The organism is Nocardia cerradoensis NBRC 101014 (genome assembly GCF_000308535.1).
GTDB lineage: Bacteria > Actinomycetota > Actinomycetes > Mycobacteriales > Mycobacteriaceae > Nocardia > Nocardia cerradoensis.
Window position 1 is genome coordinate 102,690 of record NZ_BAFW01000146.1, and the last position, 18,617, is coordinate 121,306.

16 protein-coding genes are annotated in these 18,617 nt (G+C 66.1%); 7 read left to right on the forward strand and 9 right to left on the reverse strand.

Annotated elements, in window-relative coordinates; translation table 11 throughout:
• Positions 1 to 43 precede the first annotated feature (43 nt).
• Together ON23_RS15730 and ON23_RS15735 are read right to left on the reverse strand one after the other, a co-directional pair.
• On the reverse strand, positions 44 to 1,435 hold the full coding sequence (locus ON23_RS15730) for a glucose-6-phosphate dehydrogenase (protein WP_039779027.1): 1,392 nt from the start codon (positions 1,433 to 1,435) through the stop codon (positions 44 to 46).
• A complete protein-coding gene (locus ON23_RS15735; protein WP_039779120.1) occupies positions 1,432 to 3,258 on the reverse strand; it encodes a glycoside hydrolase family 15 protein in 1,827 nt (608 codons plus the stop codon). Before ON23_RS15735 ends, ON23_RS15730 begins: the two co-directional genes overlap by 4 nt.
• A 246-nt stretch (positions 3,259 to 3,504) precedes the next feature.
• On the opposite strand from ON23_RS15735, the gene ON23_RS15740 reads away from it, so the two are divergent.
• The 6 genes from ON23_RS15740 (at position 3,505) to ON23_RS15765 (ending at position 11,161) form a co-directional block, all read left to right on the forward strand.
• Positions 3,505 to 4,524 carry a zinc-dependent alcohol dehydrogenase family protein gene (locus ON23_RS15740; protein ID WP_051042740.1) on the forward strand — a complete coding sequence of 340 codons (1,020 nt, stop codon included), beginning with the start codon at positions 3,505 to 3,507 and terminating at the stop codon, positions 4,522 to 4,524.
• 107 nt (positions 4,525 to 4,631) lie between these two features.
• Positions 4,632 to 5,417, forward strand: coding sequence for an SDR family NAD(P)-dependent oxidoreductase (locus ON23_RS15745; RefSeq protein ID WP_039779029.1), 786 nt, complete (start codon positions 4,632 to 4,634; stop codon positions 5,415 to 5,417).
• 426 nt (positions 5,418 to 5,843) lie between these two features.
• Entirely contained in the window at positions 5,844 to 7,274 is a 1,431-nt protein-coding gene (locus ON23_RS15750) for a DUF1254 domain-containing protein (RefSeq protein WP_039779030.1), read from the forward strand.
• Positions 7,275 to 7,406: 132 nt separating this feature from the next.
• Positions 7,407 to 8,600: an NAD(P)/FAD-dependent oxidoreductase gene (locus tag ON23_RS15755; protein WP_039779031.1), complete on the forward strand. Its 1,194-nt coding sequence runs from the start codon at positions 7,407 to 7,409 to the stop codon at positions 8,598 to 8,600.
• A complete protein-coding gene (sigJ, locus tag ON23_RS15760; RefSeq protein WP_039779034.1) occupies positions 8,597 to 9,517 on the forward strand; it encodes an RNA polymerase sigma factor SigJ in 921 nt (306 codons plus the stop codon). Before ON23_RS15755 ends, sigJ begins: the two co-directional genes overlap by 4 nt.
• Before the next feature lie 252 nt (positions 9,518 to 9,769).
• Positions 9,770 to 11,161, forward strand: coding sequence for an MFS transporter (locus ON23_RS15765; RefSeq protein ID WP_051042741.1), 1,392 nt, complete (start codon positions 9,770 to 9,772; stop codon positions 11,159 to 11,161).
• A 91-nt stretch (positions 11,162 to 11,252) separates the two neighbouring features.
• On the opposite strand, the gene ON23_RS15770 is transcribed toward ON23_RS15765, so the two are convergent.
• The 5 genes from ON23_RS15770 to ON23_RS15790 all read right to left on the reverse strand — a co-directional run bounded on the left by ON23_RS15770 (position 11,253) and on the right by ON23_RS15790 (position 15,546).
• On the reverse strand, positions 11,253 to 11,489 hold the full coding sequence (locus ON23_RS15770; RefSeq protein WP_039779035.1) for a hypothetical protein: 237 nt from the start codon (positions 11,487 to 11,489) through the stop codon (positions 11,253 to 11,255).
• A gap of 277 nt (positions 11,490 to 11,766) precedes the next feature.
• Positions 11,767 to 12,198: a pyridoxamine 5'-phosphate oxidase family protein gene (locus tag ON23_RS15775; protein ID WP_039779037.1), complete on the reverse strand. Its 432-nt coding sequence runs from the start codon at positions 12,196 to 12,198 to the stop codon at positions 11,767 to 11,769.
• A 28-nt stretch (positions 12,199 to 12,226) separates the two neighbouring features.
• A complete protein-coding gene (locus ON23_RS15780; RefSeq protein ID WP_039779122.1) occupies positions 12,227 to 13,126 on the reverse strand; it encodes an alpha/beta fold hydrolase in 900 nt (299 codons plus the stop codon).
• Between the two features lie 346 nt (positions 13,127 to 13,472).
• Complete coding sequence (locus ON23_RS15785; RefSeq protein ID WP_157170229.1) at positions 13,473 to 14,738, reverse strand: cytochrome P450 family protein; 1,266 nt, start codon at positions 14,736 to 14,738, stop codon at positions 13,473 to 13,475.
• A 550-nt stretch (positions 14,739 to 15,288) separates the two neighbouring features.
• Positions 15,289 to 15,546, reverse strand: a complete 258-nt coding sequence (locus tag ON23_RS15790; protein ID WP_157170230.1) for a hypothetical protein — start codon at positions 15,544 to 15,546, stop codon at positions 15,289 to 15,291.
• On the opposite strand from ON23_RS15790, the gene ON23_RS35985 reads away from it, so the two are divergent.
• Positions 15,541 to 15,927, forward strand: a complete 387-nt coding sequence (locus ON23_RS35985) for a site-specific integrase (protein ID WP_157170231.1) — start codon at positions 15,541 to 15,543, stop codon at positions 15,925 to 15,927. The genes ON23_RS15790 and ON23_RS35985 overlap by 6 nt on opposite strands.
• Positions 15,928 to 16,039: 112 nt before the next feature.
• On the opposite strand, the gene ON23_RS15800 is transcribed toward ON23_RS35985, so the two are convergent.
• On the reverse strand, positions 16,040 to 16,909 hold the full coding sequence (locus tag ON23_RS15800) for an enoyl-CoA hydratase-related protein (RefSeq protein WP_051042744.1): 870 nt from the start codon (positions 16,907 to 16,909) through the stop codon (positions 16,040 to 16,042).
• Positions 16,906 to 18,423, reverse strand: coding sequence for a class I adenylate-forming enzyme family protein (locus tag ON23_RS15805; protein WP_039779041.1), 1,518 nt, complete (start codon positions 18,421 to 18,423; stop codon positions 16,906 to 16,908). The genes ON23_RS15800 and ON23_RS15805 overlap by 4 nt, the downstream gene beginning before the upstream one ends.
• Between the last annotated feature and the right edge of the window lie 194 nt (positions 18,424 to 18,617).

Genomic DNA, 18,617 nt, shown 5'->3' on the forward strand with positions numbered 1-18,617 from the left:
GGCGTATGTCGTGCGCCAGTTGGCGACGGCGAGTTCGGCTGGTTCATTGTCGGCGGTCTTTCCGGGTCGGGGTATGCGAGGTGCCGGGGCCCGCTGACCCCGCGGGATAGTCCTCGAGCGGGACCAGGTCACGCGACCAGGCCGAGATGATCGGGGTGACCACTCGCCACGACTCCTCCGCCTCGTCACCGCGGATGGACAGGGCCGGGTTGCCGAGCAACACGTCCAGCAGGAGCCGTCCGTAGGCGGGCAGGTCGGGCGGCGGGATCGCCGCATTCATGCTGAGCGGGACCAGAGTGCCCGCGGCGGCGCCGATGGCGGTGAGGGCGAGCGTGAGGTTTTCCGGCTCGAGGCCGAACCGGAGAACGTTCGGCGCTGCAGTCCCGTGATGGCCGAAAGGCATATGCGGGACCGGCCGGAAATGGATGGCGACTTCCTTGCGGTCGGCGGCGAGGGCTTTGCCGGTGCGCAGCACGAAATCGGTTCCGGCCCATCGCCAGTTGCCGATCGCCAGCCGGACTTCGGTGAAGGTTTCGGTCCGTCGTTGCGGGTCCACACCCGGCTCGTCGGTGTAGGAAGGGACGTGCCGGTCGCCGATCACGCCGGCGGTGTACCGGGCTCGACGGGTGCGGCGCGGGATATCGTCGTCGGTCAGGGTGCGGATCGACCGCAGTACGTCGACCTTGCGGTCACGCAGATCCCGTTCGGACAGGGTGATCGGCGGTTCCATGGCCACCAGGCAGAGCAGTTGGAGCAGATGGTTCTGCACCATGTCCTCGAGCGCCCCCACCTGGTCGTAGTACCCGGCCCGGTCCTCGAGGGTGAGAGTTTCCTCCCAGACGATCTCGACCTCGGCGATATGCGCGCTGTTCCACAGCGATTCGAGCACCCGGTTGGCCAATCGGCTACCGAGCAGGTTCTGCACGGTGGTCATCGCGAGGAAATGGTCCACCCGGAAGACGGCCTGTTCCGGAACCAGATCTGCCAGCAACGTGTTGAGTTCCTGCGCGCTCGTGAGATCCTCCCCGAACGGCTTTTCGAATACGAGCCGGCTACCGGAAGGAAGACGCGCGGCGTCCAGGGTCCGGATCGCGGTGGAGAACAACGCCGGTGGCAACGCCAGGTAGACGGCCACCGCTCCCGCACCGCCGATCGCCTCCGCCACCTGCGCCGGATCACCGATATCGGCCTGCCGGTATCGCGCAGCGTCGAGAATCGCCCGCCGGGTGTCGGCCGAGGCGGCCGGGGCGTACCGATCGAGCTGTGCCGCAGCCCATTCCCGGAACTGTTCGTCATCGCGGCCCTTGCGGTCGGCGCAGACGACCTCGAAACCTGGTTCGAGGCGGCCGGTTTCGTGGAGTGCGGCCAACCCCGGCAGCAGATAGCGTCCGGCCAGGTCGCCTGTGCCGCCGAAAATGACGAGTCGTCGGATCATCGTGTGGCCTCCTCTGCGCGTGCGAGGTTCACGCCACTGGCGATGACGCCGATGTGGCTGAACGCCTGCGGGAAATTGCCCGTGAACGCACCGGTGGACGGGTCGATCTGTTCGGAGAACAGCCCGAGGGTGCTGGCACGGGCGCAGAGGGATTCGTAACGCTGCGCGGCCTCCTCGATACGACCCTGCATGGTCAGGTTGTCGATCAGCCAGAAGCTGCACAGGACGAACGCGCCTTCGTCACCGGGCAGGCCGTCGGGCGATTCGTCATGCAGATACCGGTAGAGCAGCCCACCTCCGGCGTCCAGGCGGTCGGCGATCGCCGCGGTCGTCGCCACCATGCGCGGATGATCGGCCGGAACGACATGTCGCAGCGGCAGCGCCAGCAGACTGGCATCGAGTGCGGAACCTCCGTCGAGATGGGCACTCAACGTCTGGGCCCGTTCGTTCCAGGCGCTTTCCAGGATGGACTCGCGGATGTGCGCAGCGGTGGAGCGCCAGGTACCGACGGGGCCGGGTAGCCGGAAACGCTCGCCGATCGACGCGGCCCGGTCGAGCGCGACCTGGCACAGTCCCGCGCTGTAGGTGAACGCACGCCCCTCACTGCGAACCTCCCAGATCCCTTGATCGGGTTGCGCCCACGCGCGGCCGGCCATATCCGCCAAACCGGCCAGACCGGCCCACAGCACAGGCTGCAGATCGCCGCCGGCCCGCAGCCATTGGTCGGCGCAATCGAGAATCTCGCCATACAGGTCGTGCTGACGCTGATCGGCGGCCCCGTTGCCCCACCGGACGGGCGCCGAACGCCGGTAGCCCTCGAGCCCGGCGTCCACTATCTCGTCGGGAACCGGATCCCCGTCCAGGTCGTACATGATCCGCGGCCGCTCGCCACGTTCGACCGCGTCGAGGACCCAGCCGAGGAACGCATCCGCCTCACCGCGAAAGCCGATGCGGCGCAACGCGAAAACAGCGTAGGCGGCGTCGCGGATCCAGACATACCGGTAGTCCCAGTTGCGAACACCGCCGATCGGCGCCGGCAGCGAGGAGGTCGGTGCGGCGATCACCGACCCGCTCGCCCAGTGATCGCACATCTTGAGCGTGATCGCCGCCCGCCGGACGAGGTTCTGCTGCGGGCCCGCGTAGTCACAGCCGTCCAGCCACGACCGCCAGGCATTCGCCGTGTCCCGCAGCATCGCGCCCGCATCGAACCGATGGTGCCGATGAAATCGACCCCACGACAACGCCAGGTCCACATGCTCGCCCTGCGCCAAGTCGAAGACGGTCTGTAAACCCGACATCGGGCGGGTGCTGCGCAGATGCATCCGTAACCGCGGCTGCGACGCCGAGCGGATCTCGATTCCGCTCAGCAGCGGCCGCACCTCGGCCCCGCCTCTCGGCGACACCTCGACGGCCAACCGGACCCGGCCTTCGATGACGAGGGCGCTGCGAACGAGTTCCGCTCTGTCGGCGGCGGCGTCTTCGCCGAGGTCGGCACCCGAACGCAGAGCCATCGCATCGGTGACCCGCACGACTCCGGTGGCGCACCGCAGCTCGGTTTCCAGTACCCCTGTGTCCGGCCGATAGCGTTGCCGGCCCTCGCGCAGATCCGCCGGTGCGATGGTGAACGATCCGCCCCGAGCATGATCGAGAAGCCCGCAGAACAGAGGTGCGGCGTCGAACCGTGGAATGCACAACCAGGGAATCGAGCCGTCGACACCGACCAGAGCGGCCGTCGCGCCGTCTCCGATCAGGCCGTAATCCTCCAGAGACAGGTAGCCATCGACCCGGTGTATCGGGCGAAACGGTGGATCGGGATCGTGCATCACACCTCCTCCACGGCACACGCAGCTCGTCGTGATCGGATCACGGGTACAGCGGGTGATTCCCCCGGCAACCTCACAGACATGGCACTGATCGGGCCGGTGTCAGCCAGTTTCAAGAATTGCGGCTAGAGCTATGATGGTACAGCTAATTTTCCGCATCGGTGCTGGTGCGGCAATGGCGATCGGCTGGTAAGCCAGGAATCGGGCCCCGCTGATTCTCCATCCGACGGAAGGAGAGCCGGAAAGATGACAACCATGCGGTCTGTCGTCGCCGACACGATAGGCGAACCATCCGCGGTGTTGAATTTGCGGGTGCGCCCGCTTCCGGAGCCCGGTCCCGGCGAGGTCCGGATCCGGGTGATGGCCGCGCCGGTCCATGCCAGCGATCTGCACACCATCCGCGGCCGATATGGATTCACGCCGGAGTTTCCGGCGGTGCCCGGTATCGAATCGGTGGGGGTGATCGACGAACTCGGAAGCGGCACAACCGGTCTGCGCGTGGGGCAACGCGTCGTCACGATCGGAGTCACGGGCACCTGGCAGGAGTTCGTCGTCGCCGAAGCCGCTCGGGTACTGCCCGTGCCCGCCGGCATGAGCGATTCGACGGCGGCCCAGATCCTCACCAATCCGCTCACCGCCGTGGTCTTGACCGGTGATGAGCTCGACGTTCGATCGGGTGAATGGCTCCTGCAGACCGCTGCCGGTTCCACCGTGGGCCAGTTGGTCATCCAACTCGGAGCCCACATCGGTTTCAAGACCCTCAACGTCGTGCGCCGCCGATCGGCCGTCGACGAGATCCTCGCGCTGGGCGGCACCGCGGCGATCTGCACCGAGGACGAAGACCTGCGCGAACGGGTCGCGGACATCACCGGCCACACCGGCGTGTCCAAGGCGATCGACTGTGTCGCCGGCCAGGTGGGCGCCGAGGTTTCGCGGGCGCTCGCCCCGCATGGTGAGCTCGTCGTCTACGGTGCGCTGTCCACGCACCGCCACACCGAGCCCGGCAAACTCGCTATCCCGATCTTCGCGCGCTCACTGATCTACGAAACCAAGACGGTCCGCGGGTTCTGGCTGTTTCGCCGGCTCACCGAGACTCCGAGGGATCGGATGGCCGCGGCGATCGACCGGACGCTTCAGCTCGCCGACCGTGGTGTGCTGCGCGTGCCCGAGGGCCGGCCGATCTCCCTCGAGAAGTTCAGCGAAGCCGTCTACCTGGCAGAAGCTCCCGAACACGGCGGCAAACCGCTGCTGATATTCGACCGGTAGGAGGCAGATTCACCCTGACCTGCACGCAGGTGGACAGGCTGACCGCCCGATCGCGTGGTCGGCGGCCGTACTGGATTCGGTTCTCACTCCATCGAGGGAGAGTGATCATGGACCTGCATCTCGACGGAAAGATCGCGGTTGTCACCGGCGCCGGCAGAGGCATCGGGCTCGCGATCACCGAGCATCTCACCGACGCCGGTGCGCACGTGGTTGCGGGTGCACGCACCATGAGCGATCGCATCGCCGACCTTCACTCCGAAGGGAGCGTGACGTTCGTTCCGGGAGACCTCGCAGGCACCGACGCCCCTGCGGAGCTGGTCGCGGCCGCCTCCCGATTGGGAGGAACCGACATCCTGATCAACAACGCCGGTGCGGTCACGGCGAGACCCGGTGGATTCACGACCGTCACAGACGAAGACTGGCAATCCTCCTGGACCCTGGGAATGATGGCGGCCGTCCGCACCACCCGCGCGGCGATCCCCGAAATGCTCCGCCGGGGTGGTGGCGCGATCGTCACGATCGGGTCCGTCAACGCCTTCTTCCCCGACCCCGGCGTGGTCGACTACTGCGCGGTCAAGGCAGCTCTGACCAACCTCACCAAGGCACTGTCGAAGGAATTCGGCCCGCAAGGCATCCGCGCGAATTCGATCAGTCCCGGCCCGGTACTCACCGACCTGTGGCTCGGCAACGGAGGAATCGCCGAGACTGTCGCCCAAGCCAGCGGCAGCAACGCCCGGGAAGTCGCCGACCGAGCAGTAGCCGGCACACCGAGCGGACGATTCACCACCCCAGACGAGGTCGCAGACCTCGCACTGTTCCTGGCCTCGGACCGGGCCGCCAACATCACCGGCACCGACATGACGATCGACGGTGGATTCATCACCACCTTGTGAGTGTTGCCGACTCCACATTCATCACTGCGACATATCATCCGGACGGCGGAACGGTTTCACCACGCAGGAACTGCGCACTTCCCTGCAGATGATCCGAACGCACCGAAGTAGCGAAGCAGACCGGCCCGTCTCGCCGCGACCTGATTTCGTGTATGCCGCGCAGCGACATCCCTGGACCGCAACACGTCAACCAGAAACCGGCCAGTGTCGAGCCGCAGGATTGGCGACCAGCCGTCGCGGCGGATTCGTGACCGCAGGAGTGTCGAGAAATCGGTGGTCAGGGGGTCACACAGGCTTCGCCTATGTGCCGAGATCAGCAGTCATCGCCGGGAACGGTTCATCCGTGGTGGGTGATGCTCTGCCGTCGTTTCCCACGGTCTTGTGGTGGAGACACACACCGATGCGGTTGAAGGGGCAGGAGCGCTGATGGGACGGTATGAAGACTTGGCCGGCGCCGGGTTCGAGGGCGGGTTCGCCACCGATGACACCGTGCGGATCCTGCGGGACGAGCTGGTGTTCCAGCGCGCGGTGCAGGCGTATCTGTGGTCGCTGCCCGCGGTGAACATCTGGGCGATGAAAGAAGCCTCCGAGCGGCAGTTCGGCGGCGGCTATCACGTGCTGCCGGTGTGGCAGGACCGCATCGACGCCAAAACCCTGGTCACCACACCGAATTTCGACGTCGTCTACGCCATGGGCTATCTCGACCTCGACGCCTACGGGCCGCTCGTAGTCGAAGCCCCCGCCGGGGTGCAAGGCATCATCGACGACTTCTGGCAGCGCCCCATCCTCGGCCCGACCATCGACGGACACCAGCACAAGGGCGATGTCGGGCTGGTCGGCCCCGACGCCGGCCGGGGCGGCACCTATGTGCTGCTGCCACCGGACTACCAGGGCCCCGACCCCGACAACGGTTTCATCTACCGATCCCGCACCAACAATGTGTTCCTGTTCTGGCGGTCGTTCTTCACCGACCCCGACGACCTCACCGAGACCGTCGACCGGATCGAGGCCACCATCATCTACCCACTCGGCGGCAAGGACGCCGCGGCGCCGATGGAGTTCCCGCACGCATCCGGTGTCGAACTGGACATGCTGTTCCCCCGCGACGGCCGCTACTTCGACATGCTCGACCGGTTCATCCAAGCCGAGGCCGTCGACCCGCACGACATGGACATGCGCGGGTTCCTGCACACCCTCGGCATCGAGAAGGGCCGCCAGTTCACCCCCACCGCCCACGACCGCGAACTGCTCGACCGGGCCGCCCGCATCGCGTTCGCCATCAGCAAGATCACCATCACCAACCTGCTGCCCTTCGAACCCGGCGGCACCTACTTCCCGAATCAACCGTGGCTCAACGTCTTCGCCGGGCAGAACACCGAATTCCAAGCCAGCGGGACCTTCACCAACCTCGAACAGCGCGCCGGCTACTTCACCTCCGCCTACTCCGATTCACCCGGCATGGTGGTCAACCTGATCGACGAGGGCGCGAAATATCCGGTCACCATGCGCGACGGCAACGGCGACTGGCTCGACGGCGCCCGCTCCTACACCCTCACCCTGCCCGCGGGGATCCCTGCGAAACTGTTCTGGTCGGTCGCGGTCTACGACCCGATCACCGCATCCGGACTCGACAACGGCCAGCGCTTCCCCTCGATCAACGCCATGGACAAACCCGACGCCAACCCCGACGGCTCCCACACCATCCACTTCGGCCCCGACCAACCCGCCGACGCGGGTGAAAAGAACTGGCTGCGCACCGTTCCCGGCAAAGGCTTCTTCGTCATCGTCCGCCTCTACGGCCCCGGCAAGCCGTTCTTCGAACAAACCTGGATCCCCGGCAACCTCACACCCGCGTGACCGGGTGTTGTACATCGATCGTTTTCCGGCACCCACGCTCCGGAACCGAATCGCCAGGACGCGTGACTCGCGGCGGAAAGTGGCGGTTGTCACTTTGTGTCAGATCTGGAGGGTGTGGCGTGTCTGGAGGGCATGACTGATTTCAATGCCATCACCAAAGTGGTTGTGATCGGCGGCGGTTACGCCGGTGCCGTGGCTGCCAATCGGCTGCGGCTGCGCAGCGATGTCGAGATCACGCTGGTCAATCCGCGTCCGCAGTTCGTCGAGCGCATGCGGTTGCATCAGTTCGTGGCCGGTACCCATGAGGCTGCGATCGGCTACGACACACTGCTCGGCGCCGGGGTGCGGCTGGTCGTCGATCGTGCCGTCCGCATCGATACTGCCGCCCGCCGGGTGGAATTGGGTTCGGGGCGCGCGCTCGACTACGACTACGTGGTCTACGCGGTCGGCAGCACCGCCGCGGTGCCGGCGTCGGTGCCCGGTGCCACCGAATTCGCCTGTCCGATCGCCGAATTCGAACACGCTCAGCGGCTGCGCGCGGCGCTGGCGGACGTGCCGGCCCGGGCGCCGATTGTCGTCGTCGGAGGTGGGCTCACCGGCATCGAGACCGCCGCCGAACTCGTGGAGCAGGGCCTTGTCGTGACGTTGGTGAGTGGCGGTAAGTTGGCGGCGAACTTCTCGAATCCGGCCCGGCGGTCGGTGGCGAAGTGGTTGTCCGAGAACGGGGTCGAGGTGCGTGAGCAAGCGCGGGTGGGCGACGTTCGGCGCGAGGGGGTCGTCCTGACCGACGGAGAATGGGTGCCCGGTGCGATCACGATCTGGACCGCCGGATTCGGGGTGCCGGAACTGGCGGCACGCAGTGGGCTGCGCACCGACGGGCTCGGTCGGCTGCTGACCGACGAGACATTGACCAGTATCGATGATGAACGCATTGTCGCCGCCGGGGACGCGGTCGCTCCCTCGGGCCGCCCTTTGCGGATGAGCTGCTATGCCGCCCAGCCCTTGGGTGCGCAGGCCGCCGATAATGTTTTGGCCCGCATCGCCGGGGACGAGCCCGCTGTGCTGGACGTGGCCTTCACCGCCTGCACCGTGGGTTTGGGTAGCCGCGCGGGTGCGATGCAATTCAGCCGGCGTGACGACACACCCGTGCCGATGTATCTCGGCGGGCGTACGGCCGGGTGGATCAAGGAACGGGTGGGTCTCGCGGGCCCGATCGGGACCATTCGCAAGGAAGCCCGCAAACCCGGCGCGATTCCGACCTTCCTGGGCTTGGGCAGGCGTAAGGATCTGAGCGCGGCCGAGCCGCAGGGAGTTTCGAAGCCATGACGTCCACCGATGAGCACACCGAGCGTTTCGTCCACCTGCGGCCGCTGCTGTTCACCATCGCCTACGAAATCCTGGGTTCGGCAACCGAAGCCGACGACGTGCTGCAGGACAGCTATCTACGGTGGCGGCGGGTGGACCTGGCCACGGTCCGGGATACGAAATCCTATCTGGCCCAGCTCGTCACGCGGCAGGCACTGAATGCGTTGCGGGCCAGCGTCAGTCGCCGCGAGGAGTACGTCGGCCCGTGGCTGCCCGAGCCGCTGCTGCTCACCGACGGCGACGCCTCGAGCGATGTGGTACTCACCGAATCGGTCTCGATGGGGATGCTGATCGTGCTGGAAACGCTCACCCCCATCGAGCGGGCAGTTTTCGTGCTGCGTGAGGTCTTCGGTTTCGACTATGACGAAATTGCTTCCGCAACAGGAAAATCCGTCGGCGCCGTGCATCAGACCGCGCGCCGCGCCCGCAACCATGTCCATGCCCGGCGCAAGCGCTCCGGCCCGGTCGACACCGTCCGGACCGCCGCGGTCACCGAACGCTTCATCACGGCCGCGACCACCGGCGACATGGAAGGCTTGCTGTCGCTGCTCGCACCGGACATCACCTGGACCACCGACAGCGGCGGCAAGGTGACCGCACTGCCGGAGCTGGTCATGGTCGGCGCCGAACGAGTGGGTGCGATTCTCATGGCGGTCTTCAGATACGCGCTGCGGCGACCGGAAGTACGCATCGAGACGGTGAACTGCAACGGTCAACCGGCACTCGCGTGCTACATCGGCGACAAACTGGAAGCCGTCCTCGTATTCGACATCGCCGAGGACCGGATCGTCGGCGGCTACGGTATCCGCAACCCCGACAAACTGGCCGCCCTCGACATCCCGCGCGCCATCAGCCGCACTGAAACCCCCACCGTGTGATCCCGCCCGACCCGATGCATCCTGTCATGCCGCATACCAGGCTGTTCGGACCGTCCTGGGCGGCCGGCCGAGCTCACCCTCGTGCCGATACGAACATCCGGGAGTGAGCTCAACTCCCTTCGCGCCGAATATCAGTGCTGCGGTTCCTTCGATCGACGGACTCGGTAGCGGGGCAGGTCGTGCATGCCGCATGAGCCAGACTGGGACAATCGGCCCGCGCACCGCTCGGGTATGAATTGAAGGAACTGCCGTATGACCGAACTCCGGACCGACTCCGTCCCAGGCAATCGGCGATCACAAGTGGTGGTCGCGAGTTTGATCGGCACGTCGATCGAGTTCTACGACTTCTACATCTACGGCACGGCAGCGGTGCTCGTGTTCCCGAAGTTGTTCTTTCCACACGAAAGTCCGACCGCGGCACAGTTGTCGTCGTTCGTCACCTTCGCGCTCGCATTCTTCGCGCGCCCGATCGGTTCGGTCGTGTTCGGACACTTCGGCGACCGCATCGGACGCAAACGCACACTGGTCTCCTCGCTGCTGATCATGGGCACCGCGACCGTGCTGATCGGATGCCTGCCGACCTACGCCGTCGCCGGACTGTGGGCGCCCGTGCTGCTGGCGGTGCTGCGCTTCGTGCAGGGCGTCGGACTCGGTGGTGAATGGAGCGGCGCCACGTTGCTGGCCACGGAGAACGCACCGGCAGGAAGGCGGGGGCTGTTCGGAAGCCTGCCGCAACTGGGCGCACCCATCGGGTTCTTCCTCGCGAACGGGGTGTTCCTGCTGCTCACCGCGATCATGCCCGCGCACTCAGACGGAACGGGCACCATCGCCTTCGACAACGTCGGCTGGCGAATCCCGTTCCTACTCAGCGCGATCCTGGTCGTCGTCGGCCTCTACGTACGGTTGCAGATCGTGGAAAGCCGAGTCTTCACCGATGTCGCCGCCGCCGACAATATCGCGCGGGTGCCCGCCGCCCGCCTCGTACGCACCCACTGGCGCCATCTCGTCCTCGGCACCCTGCTGTGCGTGTCGACGTACGTGCTGTTCTATCTCATGACCACGTTCACCCTCACCTATGGCACCGCGGCCGCGCATCCGGCCTCGGACGCGAAGGCGGGCCTCGGGTTCAGCCGCACCGGATTCCTGACAATTCTGCTGATCGGCGTGGTGTTCTTCGCCCTGTTCACCACGGTGGCCGGTCTCCTGACCGACCGGATCGGCCGACGGCGGACACTGCTGGCGACCCTCGCCGCGGTCACGGTGTTCGGGTTGTTGTTCCAGCCGTGGTTCACCGTCGCGGGATCGGTTTCGCTCAGTGTCTCGTTCGTCATCGTGGGCCTAGCCCTGATGGGGCTGAGCTACGGGCCGATGGGATCGCTACTGCCGGAGCTGTTTCCCGCCGACGTCCGGTACACCGGGTCCGCGGTCGTGTACAACCTCGCGGGCGTACTCGGCGCCTCACTGGCGCCGATCATCGCGGTCGCGTTATGGCGGCCCGACGGCAACATCGCCACAGTCGGCCTGTATCTGTCGGCGGCCGGTCTGCTGTCACTGGTCGCACTGCTGGGCGTCCGCGAGACCCGCGACATGGACTATGCCGCTCAAACTCCGCATTCCGAGCATCCGCCGGTGCCCGCCGGCTGACGAACCCGCTCGCCATCGGACACCACGACAGCGCCGGTCGACCGGCCGTTCGCCGCAATTCGATCAGCACTGTCAACGCCCCCGCGCCGCGTCAATCGACAGGGCCTCGGGCAATCAAGACAGTCCTGAGCACGTGCTCGACCGCCGACTCGAACACCGCTCCCCGCAACTCATCTCGTGCGGCGAGGTTACGGGTCGCGAGGTCGAGCCTCTGGTCATCAGTCAGACGGCGCACCACGGCGGCGGCAACATCTTCCAGATCGAAGTCGCCGTTCCTGTTGTCCAACCTGGTCAGGGCGAACTCGACGACGATCTCCTCATCGGTCATACTTCGCCTCCACTGTCTGCTCGTGCGGCCACCGACTGCCTGACTCAACTCTACGGCGTTCGTCGATCGGCTCACCTTCCGATCGGTCACGGCCCGGCGCGATGTGCTCGAATCTCACACGAGCCGAAGATCTGCCTCGATGGCGTGACCGATACTCCTCGGAAACTGACGTTCGGCATGAACGTGGACGGCTACGTCGCCGCACCAGGCGAAGAACTCGGCTGGACCTGCCGTGGCGAGCACACTACTTCGCCGACCGGACGCCCGACCTGTGCTGTCAGAGATCACCCGAGTAGTCCTGGCTGATCCAGCGGTCGGGGCGGATGGTGAACAGTACGGAGTCGTTGCCGTCCATCCGGTCCGCGAAGACGCGGCCCTCCTCCGGACCGAGATAGCGGCTGGCGATACTCACCCGCGCGTCCCGGGGCGAGGGGGTCTCGGCATCGACGACCGTGCCCTCGACGATGACGTACTGATAGGGCAACTCTTCGCGCTGCACCGTCAGTGTCACCACGCCGGCTTCCCGCACCAGCCTGGCCTTGCGGCGTGCCGCGCCGGTGTTGATGCGAATATTGCCCCCCGGGGTGTAGTCGTACCAGATGGGTGCGGCGGCGGGCGGACGCCCGTCGGTAGCCGCGACCGACAGCACTCCGATGTGCTTGCCCGCCAGGAACTCTTGACGCTCGGCTTCCGAGAAAGGTTTCGGCATAAGACGTCGAACGGCGCGGGCTACGCCGTTATTCCGGTCGATCGCGCGAATCCCACTGGGCGAGGACGGTTCGCAAGGTCGCCACCAGGGCAAGCGGTTGATCCATCATCGGGTGATGACCGGCCTCGGCCAGTTCGACCACCGTCGCGGGTCGCCCGAACAAGCTCGCGATCTCCAGCGCCCGCTCCCGCGTCACCAACCCACGTTCGCATCGGATGTAGAGCACGGATGCGTCCACGGCCCGCAGCGAGCCGAGGGGCGGAATACGCCCGTCTTCGAGGCGCTTGCGCAACATCTCGGGATCGAACTTCCAGCCCCACCCGGCACCGGTGTCTCGCACCGATCCCTCCGCCACGTGCCGCGCGACGTAAGGAAGCAGAACCGCCTGGTCCGGGACGGTTCGAAACCGGCCACAGATCTCATCCCGCGTCGGGTACGTCTTCGGTCGGCGGAGCAACTGACGGACGATGGAGTCTTGCGACGGCTCCTGAAACGGAGAATCGATGACGACCAGACCCGCCATAGATTCCGGATGCCGAGCAGCCGCGACGGCGCTCACCCGCCCACCCATGCTGTGCCCGATGACGTACGCCCGTCCGGCTATCCCGCCGGCCTCGGCAGCGGCCATCACCTCGTCCGCCCAGCCCTCGATCGGATATCGGGATCGCACGGCGCTGTCACCGTGACCGGACAAATCCAGCGCCACCACACGGTGCGTACCCGCCAACAGCGGAGCGATGTGGTCCCACCAGCCCGAATGCGCCGATCCGCCGTGCACCAGCACCACACCGGCCGTCCCCTCCCGGCCCCAGCACCGCAGATGAACGACACCACCCGCGACGTCGACCTCACGATGTTCGGGCAGTTCCGCGATGGCCTGGGTGAACCATTCCGGTGCCGCGACACCCGTCTCCGCCGTCACAACCATCGCCGCCTCCTTCGCCCGGACCCGTCCTTCGGACCATATCGGCAGGCGCACGAAGCCGTGGAGCCACCGGTGGTGCAATCGATCGGCGCCGACATGCGGAAGCTGCGGGAGCGATCCCGAGCCGCGGAAACAGCAAACGCCGACAGGCGGCCCCGCAGAAGTCCTGGAACCCCGAGCGGCCCAACCTATTCGAGTGGCGATGAACTCTTCCGCCGATCCGGTCGAGCGCGTCGAAAACCCGTGTGCCCGTCGCTCTCCTGGCACCTTGACCGATGAGTGGTACATCGCTGGGGCCGAGCCGGAATGCGATTGCCGCGATGTACCACTCGTCGTATCGACGGCCGGGTCAGGCCATGACGGAGACGCGGTCCGCGTCGGTGAGGGGCCCGGTGCGAGAATCCGTGCGTGCGGCAAGCCGGACCGGCAGGCTGGTCAAGCCGTGAATCAACAGACTCTTTCGCCACGTCAGATCGGTGAATTCCCCGTCGAGCGACAGAGCTGGGAAGGTGGCCAGCAGCCTCGAGATCGCGGTCGTGGCCTCCATGCGTGCCAGGGCGGCACCGAGACAGTGATGGATGCCGTGTCCGAAGGCGATGTGCCGGCTCTCGGGTCGTTCGAGGTCGATCCGGTCCGGCTCGGCGAACCGGGCGGGATCGCGGTTGGCGGCGGCGAGCGAGATGAGGATGAATTCGTCCGCGTCGATGTCTCGATCGCCCAATGTGATCGGAGCGGTGGTGTAGCGAGCCGTGGCCAAGTGCAGCGACCCCTGGCAGCGCAGGATCTCCTCGATGTAGGCGGGTATGGCTTCGGGGTCTGTGCGCAACCGCTCCGCCATTGCGGGATCGCGCAGTAGCTCGAGTACCGAGTTGCCGATCAGATTGACCGTGGTCTCATGCCCCGCTATCAGCAGCAGGAGCAGCATGGCGATGAGTTCCTGCTGGTCCAGCCCGTCTTCGTGGTCTTTCGCGATGATCAGCTGGGAGAGCAGATCGTCACGAGGATCCTCGGTGCGTTCGGCGATCAACTTCGTCAGGTAGGTGAAGTATTCGACCCCGGCGGCGGCGCGTTCCTCGTTCGTGGCCGTGTCGCCGACCACGACGGCGGTCCACGAGCGGAAGTCTGCCTTGTCGTCGTCGGGCACTCCGAGCAGCTCGCAGATCACCGCGATCGGCAGCCGGAACGCGTAACTGTCGATGAGGTCGACAGTCGTTCGCGCGCTGATGTCGTCGAGCAGGGTGTCGGCGATCGAGGTGATTCTCGGTTGCAGATCGCGGATGGCCGGGCCCGCGAACGCCTTCGCCACCAGGCGGCGCAAACGCGTGTGCTGAGGCGGATCGGCGAACAACATGTTGTCGCTGATGGCGGTGTTGAACATCTCGGCCGCACCGTTTTTGGCCAGCACGGCCTGTCCTTCGGGCGACCCGATGCGCTTGCTGATGGTCGGCTCGGCCAAGGCTTGCTTGGCCACGTCGTGATCGACGATCAACCAGCCGACCACACCGTCCAATCGAATGCGATGGAGGGGACCGCGCTCGCGCAGCACCCGATAGGTCGCATGCGGATCCTGGTAGAACTCGTCTGTCAGTTCGAGGATCTCCATCTCGGCTGTCACCGGCCACCACCGGCCGACGAAACCATGGCCGAGCTCGAACATAGGTGATGCACTGTCCCTCAGTCCTTTCGACGAACATTCTGACTTGCGGCCGATGCGGTCCGGAGCGAGTAATCGATCAGGGGCGCATCAGTGAGAGGTCGAGCAGTTTCGATCGGGTGAAACAGGGAGAACCCGGGAACGGATTAGCCATGGCTACCGTCCAGTAAACATCGGAGTGCCCGAATAGCTTCCGCGTGAACATCGCATCGACATGCGCTGCTCCCACGCCAGTGCTGCTCGGAAGTCGTTGAAGCGGAGTCTTATTCGGAGCCGGAGAGCGAAACCGATGGTAGCTCAGCGCCATCGGCGAACGCGTCCTTGCCGCTACCTTCGATCAGCACGGTGTGATCACGGCTTCGTCGCGAAACATCACGACGCACGCAGTCCCCGGCGTTCGACACTGTGGACGACGGCGATATGCGGGCGTCGGCGATTTCGGCGGCGATAGGACTGTCGGACAGCTTGATTCGCTCGGCCGAGTTCTCCAGTGCCGCGACCGCTTCCTCGGTCAGGCGGCGGAAGCGCCCGCGCTGGGCAGGTCGTTGTGCAGAACGACGGCCTCGCAGGCGGCAAGATTCATGTGGCCGGCCACCGAATTCCAGGCGGCGGCATGGCGGATCGGGATGGTGATCATGCGCTGCACCGGGTAGGGCTGCATCTCGCTCTCGTGCCCATCCCAGACGTCGGTGAACCGGCTGCGCAGCCGGCGCACGTGCAGCCCGTCGAAACGGGGGTGCGCAGGGTCGAGGGGTCGACCTCGGTGCACGACTGGCGCAGGATGCCGCTACCGGAGCATGCGGTGCAAGCGTGCCGGGAGGCGATGAAGGACCTCGTGGTGACCGGTCAGCCGAACCCCCACGCGGTGCTGTTTCCGGCCCGCAATGGCTCGCTGCGCAACCCCAAAAACTTCGGGCGGGCCTGGCGGGCCGCACGGGGCGAGAATTACGCCTGGGTGACGCCACACACGTTCCGCCGGGTGGTCGCCACGGTGGTCGACAATGCCAACGGTGACCCCGAGCGGGCCGCGCGACAGCTCGGCAACACCGAGGCGGTGGCCAAAGCCCACTACATCGACATCCCCGCGACCGCGCCCGACAACCGGGAGGTTTTCGAGCGGTGGGCGCGCGGCGACGTCTCGAAAACGTGAGGTCGGGCTGACAGGGTTTGAACCTGCGACCACTTGACCCCACGACAGCTGCGCGGCCAAGGTGGAGGTAGACAGAGGGTTCCGGTTGCTGGGCTCGTCTGACGAGTCCAGGTCAGCGTGGCAGGAAATCGAACATGCCACGCAGGTCGCCGGAGACCCGGTCCGGAAACTGCGGATCCCGTTTGGCCAGAAAGGATTCGACGCCTTCCCGAACATCGTCGGATACACCGCGCACGTAGATTGCTTGCGATTCGGCTCGATGCGCGATCTCAGGATTGCCGGCTCCGAGCATGCGCCACATCAGCTGCCGAGTCAGCGCAACCGAGACCGGAGCGGTGCCGGCCACCAGGTCGCGGGCGAGCTCGATCGCTCGGTCCAGTACCTCCTCGGCACGCACCAGTTCGCGGACCAAGCCGGAGTCGAGGGCATGTTTCGCGCTCACCATGCGACCGTTCAGGGTCCACTCCAGTGCCGTGGAGATGCCGACGATGCGGGGCAGGAACCAGGTCGAGCAGGCCTCGGGAACCAGCCCGCGACGCGTGAATACGAATCCGAATTTAGCTGTGTCCGAGGCGATTCTGATATCGGCCGGCAGTGTCATCGTGACGCCGACACCGGCAGCGGGCCCGTTGATCGCGGCTATCACCGGCTTGAGGGACCGGTAGATCCGCAGTGTCACCCGGCCACCCTGGTCGGCCGGCGCGCCACCGGTATCGGGGTCGTCGCCCAGGACGAAGGTGTCCCCGCCGGCGGCGAGGTCGGCTCCGGCGCAGAACGCGCGGCCGCTGCCGGTGAGTACGACCGCGCGGATCGTATCGTCGGCGTCGGTTTCGTCGAATGCGGCGATGATGTGCTCGCACATCTCATCGGTGAACGCGTTGAGCCGGTCCGGACGATGCAGACGCACGATCGCGATTTCACCCCGTTGCTCGATCAGGACCGGATTGCCCTCGGCGGTCGCGGCTTCGGCGTTCACGCTCATCGCACCTTCTCGAATCGGTCTGCCACATCGCGGTACTCGGCGCGGATGGCGGTTTTGGACAGCTTGCCGCTGGGGAGCCTGGGCAACGGCTCGTCGCGGATCACGACATAGCGCGGGACCTTGTAATCGGCGACCAGCCCATCACAGTGCGCGACGATCGCGGCCGCATCGACGGCCCCCTTGACGGTGACGATCGCCGCGGGCGTCTCACCGAACCGTTCGTCCGCTGCGGCGATCACCGCGACCTCTTCCACTCCATCCAGATCGGCGATGACGCGCTCGATCTCCACCGGTGAGATATTGATACCTCCCGTGATGATCAGATCTTTCATCCGATCGACGAACTTCACCCGGCCGCGTTCGTCTCTGGTACCCAGATCGCCACTGTGCAGCCAGCCGTCGCGCAGCGCTTGGGCCGTGGTCTCCGCGTCGTTCCAGTAGCCCGGGGTGACGCCGGGCCCGCGGACCACGATCTCACCCTCTTCCCCCGGCGCGGCTTCGGTGCCGTCGGGGCGCACCACCTTCAATTCGGTGAAAATCGAACCGGTGCCGCACCTTTCGGGATGACTGAAGGCTTCGTCCCGCGTGGTCGCGGTCGCCACGCCACCCGCCTCGGTCATTCCGTAGATCTGCCGCAGGGCCACACCCTTGTCGGCCCAGGCCTGCAACAGAGCCGGCGCGACCGCCGCACCGCCGACGATCGCGGTACGCAGCGACGACAAATCGGTATCGGCGAACTCCGCACTGCGAGCGATGGATTCCCAGATCAGCGGAACCCCGAACAAGGCGTTGACCTGGTACCGCGCGATCAGCCCGACCGCTCGGCCGGGGCGGAATTCCTTTTCGACGACGAGCGTGTTGCCCAAGACCACCGACATCAGCAGACCCCATACCAGGCCCGGCGTGAACACCAGCGGCAGGAGCAGCAACGACGTACAGCCGGGCCGGAAGCCCTCCTCCGTGAGAGTGGCCTCGAAGACGATGCTCAGCAGGGTCCTGTTGGTGCAGATGACCCCCTTGGACAGCCCGGTGGAACCGCTGGTGAACAACAGCGCGACGGGCTCGTCCGGCTCGACGTCGATACGGAAATCGTCTCGTTCGCCCGCCCGCAGCTCGGTGAAGTCGTCGAAGGACAACGGCCGGAAGTCACGACCGAGGGCTCGCGTCTGCTCGATCCGTTCGGCGAACTCGGCCGGTGCGATGGTCAGCACGGCGCCCGAATCGTCGAGCACCTTGCGCAACTCCGCCGCGGTGAGCCGGGGGTTGAGCGGCACCAGCACCGCTCCCGCCTTCAGCACGCCGAGCGCGAGGACCGGCCAGGTGAGCGAGTTCGGACCCAGCACGCCCACCCGCTCGCCCTGCTGGATGCCGGATTCGGCGATGCGGCGCGCCACGCGGCTCGACCAGTCCTGCAGCTCTCGATAGGTGAGCGTCTCGTCTTCGACGATCAGGGCGGGCCGGTCCGGTGTGGTGTCGGCCCACCAGTACAGGGCGGAAGCGATTGTCGCAGCCATTGTGGTCCTTCTCGTTGTGAAATGGCCTCGGGCTCAGTGGTTTCGGAGCTTTACTCCGGGTGACTCACGAGCCGGGACAGCCGGTGATCCGGCGTCGGGATTCTGGATGATTCGCGATGGGCACCGAATACGGCGCGGAGTATTCGCCCCCGTCCGACGGTGTGACCCACACTACATTTACTTACATATTACGT

What these genes read in the sequence shown, in the direction of transcription:
- ON23_RS15730 (WP_039779027.1), bottom strand. Translation starts at nt 1,435, where the DNA reads ATGATCCGACGACTCGTCATTTTCGGCGGCACAGGCGACCTGGCCGGA.
- ON23_RS15735 (WP_039779120.1), bottom strand. Translation starts at nt 3,258, where the DNA reads ATGCACGATCCCGATCCACCGTTTCGCCCGATACACCGGGTCGATGGC.
- ON23_RS15740 (WP_051042740.1), top strand. Translation starts at nt 3,505, where the DNA reads ATGACAACCATGCGGTCTGTCGTCGCCGACACGATAGGCGAACCATCC.
- ON23_RS15745 (WP_039779029.1), top strand. Translation starts at nt 4,632, where the DNA reads ATGGACCTGCATCTCGACGGAAAGATCGCGGTTGTCACCGGCGCCGGC.
- ON23_RS15750 (WP_039779030.1), top strand. Translation starts at nt 5,844, where the DNA reads ATGGGACGGTATGAAGACTTGGCCGGCGCCGGGTTCGAGGGCGGGTTC.
- ON23_RS15755 (WP_039779031.1), top strand. Translation starts at nt 7,407, where the DNA reads ATGACTGATTTCAATGCCATCACCAAAGTGGTTGTGATCGGCGGCGGT.
- sigJ (WP_039779034.1), top strand. Translation starts at nt 8,597, where the DNA reads ATGACGTCCACCGATGAGCACACCGAGCGTTTCGTCCACCTGCGGCCG.
- ON23_RS15765 (WP_051042741.1), top strand. Translation starts at nt 9,770, where the DNA reads ATGACCGAACTCCGGACCGACTCCGTCCCAGGCAATCGGCGATCACAA.
- ON23_RS15770 (WP_039779035.1), bottom strand. Translation starts at nt 11,489, where the DNA reads ATGACCGATGAGGAGATCGTCGTCGAGTTCGCCCTGACCAGGTTGGAC.
- ON23_RS15775 (WP_039779037.1), bottom strand. Translation starts at nt 12,198, where the DNA reads ATGCCGAAACCTTTCTCGGAAGCCGAGCGTCAAGAGTTCCTGGCGGGC.
- ON23_RS15780 (WP_039779122.1), bottom strand. Translation starts at nt 13,126, where the DNA reads ATGGTTGTGACGGCGGAGACGGGTGTCGCGGCACCGGAATGGTTCACC.
- ON23_RS15800 (WP_051042744.1), bottom strand. Translation starts at nt 16,909, where the DNA reads ATGAGCGTGAACGCCGAAGCCGCGACCGCCGAGGGCAATCCGGTCCTG.
- ON23_RS15805 (WP_039779041.1), bottom strand. Translation starts at nt 18,423, where the DNA reads ATGGCTGCGACAATCGCTTCCGCCCTGTACTGGTGGGCCGACACCACA.